The sequence below is a fragment of the Acinetobacter sp. WCHAc060033 genome (assembly GCF_004209125.1).
GTDB classification, from domain to species: domain Bacteria; phylum Pseudomonadota; class Gammaproteobacteria; order Pseudomonadales; family Moraxellaceae; genus Acinetobacter; species Acinetobacter wuhouensis.
Map to the genome: position 1 here is coordinate 1 of NZ_SGSW01000121.1, position 2,162 is coordinate 2,162.

The 2,162-nt window shown below is 51.4% G+C and carries 4 protein-coding genes and 1 pseudogene; 2 read left to right on the plus strand and 3 right to left on the minus strand.

The genetic code is table 11. The features are described 5' to 3' along the window. Both EXE10_RS20665 and EXE10_RS20670 read left to right on the plus strand, forming a co-directional pair. The coding region (locus EXE10_RS20665) for a recombinase family protein (RefSeq protein WP_130114576.1) at window positions 1–414 on the plus strand (414 nt) is incomplete at its 5' end. A gap of 45 nt (window positions 415–459) precedes the next feature. Continuing rightward, a pseudogene (locus EXE10_RS20670) lies at window positions 460–1,083 on the plus strand (IS5 family transposase); the annotation flags it as partial. Between the two features lie 79 nt (window positions 1,084–1,162). Here the strand turns inward: EXE10_RS20670 and EXE10_RS20675 are convergent. The 3 genes from EXE10_RS20675 to merD form a co-directional block, all read right to left on the minus strand. Further along, complete coding sequence (locus EXE10_RS20675) at window positions 1,163–1,375, minus strand: DUF3330 domain-containing protein (RefSeq protein ID WP_000993245.1); 213 nt, start codon at window positions 1,373–1,375, stop codon at window positions 1,163–1,165. A gap of 65 nt (window positions 1,376–1,440) precedes the next feature. Further along, window positions 1,441–1,677 (minus strand): broad-spectrum mercury transporter MerE, encoded by a 237-nt coding sequence (gene merE / locus EXE10_RS20685; RefSeq protein ID WP_001087807.1) that lies wholly within the window; start codon window positions 1,675–1,677, stop codon window positions 1,441–1,443. Then, a complete protein-coding gene (gene merD / locus EXE10_RS20690; protein ID WP_033917457.1) occupies window positions 1,674–2,039 on the minus strand; it encodes a mercury resistance co-regulator MerD in 366 nt (121 codons plus the stop codon). The genes merE and merD overlap by 4 nt, the downstream gene beginning before the upstream one ends. Between the last annotated feature and the right edge of the window lie 123 nt (window positions 2,040–2,162).

Consider the following 2,162-nt stretch of genomic DNA (forward strand, 5'->3'; position numbering starts at 1 on the left):
GTCCGGGAAGGGGATAGGGTGATTGTACATTCCATGGATCGTTTTGCACGAAGTCTAAAAGATTTGGTCACTGAAGTAGATAAACTGGTCAAAAGAGGGATCGCCATCCAGTTTGTAAAAGAGAATATTACTTTTACTGCCCAATCCACGCCGATGGATAATTTGATGCTGCAACTGATGGGTGCTTTTGCTCAATTCGAGCGGGAAATTATCTTAGAACGTCAGAAAGAAGGGATTAAGATCGCAGCAGCTCAGGGCAAATATAAAGGTCGTGTCCATAAATTGAATCCAGATCAAGCTAAAGCATTACTGCAAGCCTGGAAAGAAGGGAAGTATTCATCAAAAGTTGATCTGGCAAAAGCGTTTGGTATCAGTAGACAGGCTGTCTATCGGTATTTAAAACAAATTAATTAGTCACTAGATGGACTGAAAGGTGCCTACAAAATCAGTGGCTATTCAGATATTACAATTAGCTACCAAAAAAGTAGAGATGGTCTGCATCTACTCGTGGACTCTACTGGCTTGAAGTTTCTAGGTGAAGGTGAATGGAAATGCAAGAAACATGGATCTGAATATCGTCGCCAATGGCGTAAGCTCCATATTGCTATAGAAGCTGAAACCCTTCAAATACGTGCAGTACAACTCACGACAAATAATGTCAGCGATTCACAAGTGCTCGAAGATTTACTTTCTCAAGTTCCCTTGGATGAACGAATTGATTCAGTCTATACAGATGGTGCTTATGACACAAAGCACTGCCGACAAGTCATTTTAAATCGTGATGCACATGCGGTCATTCCACCCAGGAAGAATGCAAAGCCTTGGAAAGATCAGCAAGTCAGGTCTATAGAACGAAATGAGTTATTGAAAACAGTCAAACTGCTAGGAAGGTCACTTTGGAAAAAGTGGTCTGGTTATCATCGTCGAAGTTTGGTGGAAACCAAGATGCATTGCATCAAATTATTAGGCGATAAATTAACAGCAAGGAGTTTTCCTAGTCAGGTGAATGAGATTCATGCACGCGTAGCCGTCTTGAACAAATTCACAGAATTGGGGCGCCCTCACACCCAAGTTGTCACTTGAATTTGGCTCAATTAGGATCGCTCTATCTTTCAAACCTTTATGCAACAAAGCCAGTCCCTATGTTAATTTGAAGAATGCCTCAATCTGACGGCTGCGAACCGCCAGGGACAGGCGCAATGTCAGATTCTGTCGCGGCCTTGGCGCGTGCCTGGAAGCGTTCATAGCAATCCAGCCCGCAGAAATGTTCGACGTATTCCGCGCCTTCCGGGGTGAAGGCGGCATCGAGCGGAATTTCTTTGCAGCATACGCAGCAGGTGGTGCAACTGGCAGTGTTCGGGGCGTTTGCGTTCATGGTGGTACTCCTCCAGATTGGTAGCGAAGCTCAAAGCTGCCCACTCTCGGCTGGCTGGGAAGCGGTCATGATCTTCCCTTGAAGGCCCGCAGCAGCCGCGTCACAGACAGGACAAACAAGCCGGTCAGCGTGAGGGCTGCAATACCCCAGTGCTCCCCGATGAACGCGCCGGCCGTCGTGCCGGCTAGCACAATGGCGAGAATCGGCAAATGGCAGGGACAGGTGAGCACGGCCAGCGCGCCCCACAAGTAGCCGGTGATCGGTTTGTGCGTCTCAGACGGCAAGTGCTCTGGGCTGTTCATGGCAGACTCTCCGCGTGCTGTGCCGGTTCGGTTGGCATGGCGGCCAGTTGCATTTCGAGGCTGGCCAGGGCCTCGCGCCGACGCTCGACGAGTTGCCGCAACACGGCAAGCTGCGCAGACGCACCGTCACCGTCCGCAGCATCCAGCGCCCGGCACAGCCGCGCCAGCACATCCAGGCCGATGCCCGCTTCGAAGGCGGCCCGCACGAAGCGTAGCCGTTGCAAGGCGGCATCGTTGAACAGGCCGTAGCCGCCTGGGGTGCACGCCACCGGCCGCAGCAATCCACGCAGCAGGTAGTCGCGCACGATATGCACACTCACGCCCGCGTCATGTGCTAAGCGGGAAACTGTATAAGCGCTCACTGAACACCTCCTTTTCCTCACCCTGCGCAGCACAGGACAGTTACGTCCCGCTAGGCGATGACAGCTGTCGAGCAAGCTCTTGCCCAAGGCGAAAGGCCTCTTCGACGCCCACAACTTCGGCAC

Excerpts from the sequence above, each read along its gene's own strand:
- EXE10_RS20675 (WP_000993245.1), bottom strand. The coding sequence starts at position 1,375 with ATGAACGCAAACGCCCCGAACACTGCCAGTTGCACCACCTGCTGCGTA.
- merE (WP_001087807.1), bottom strand. The coding sequence starts at position 1,677 with ATGAACAGCCCAGAGCACTTGCCGTCTGAGACGCACAAACCGATCACC.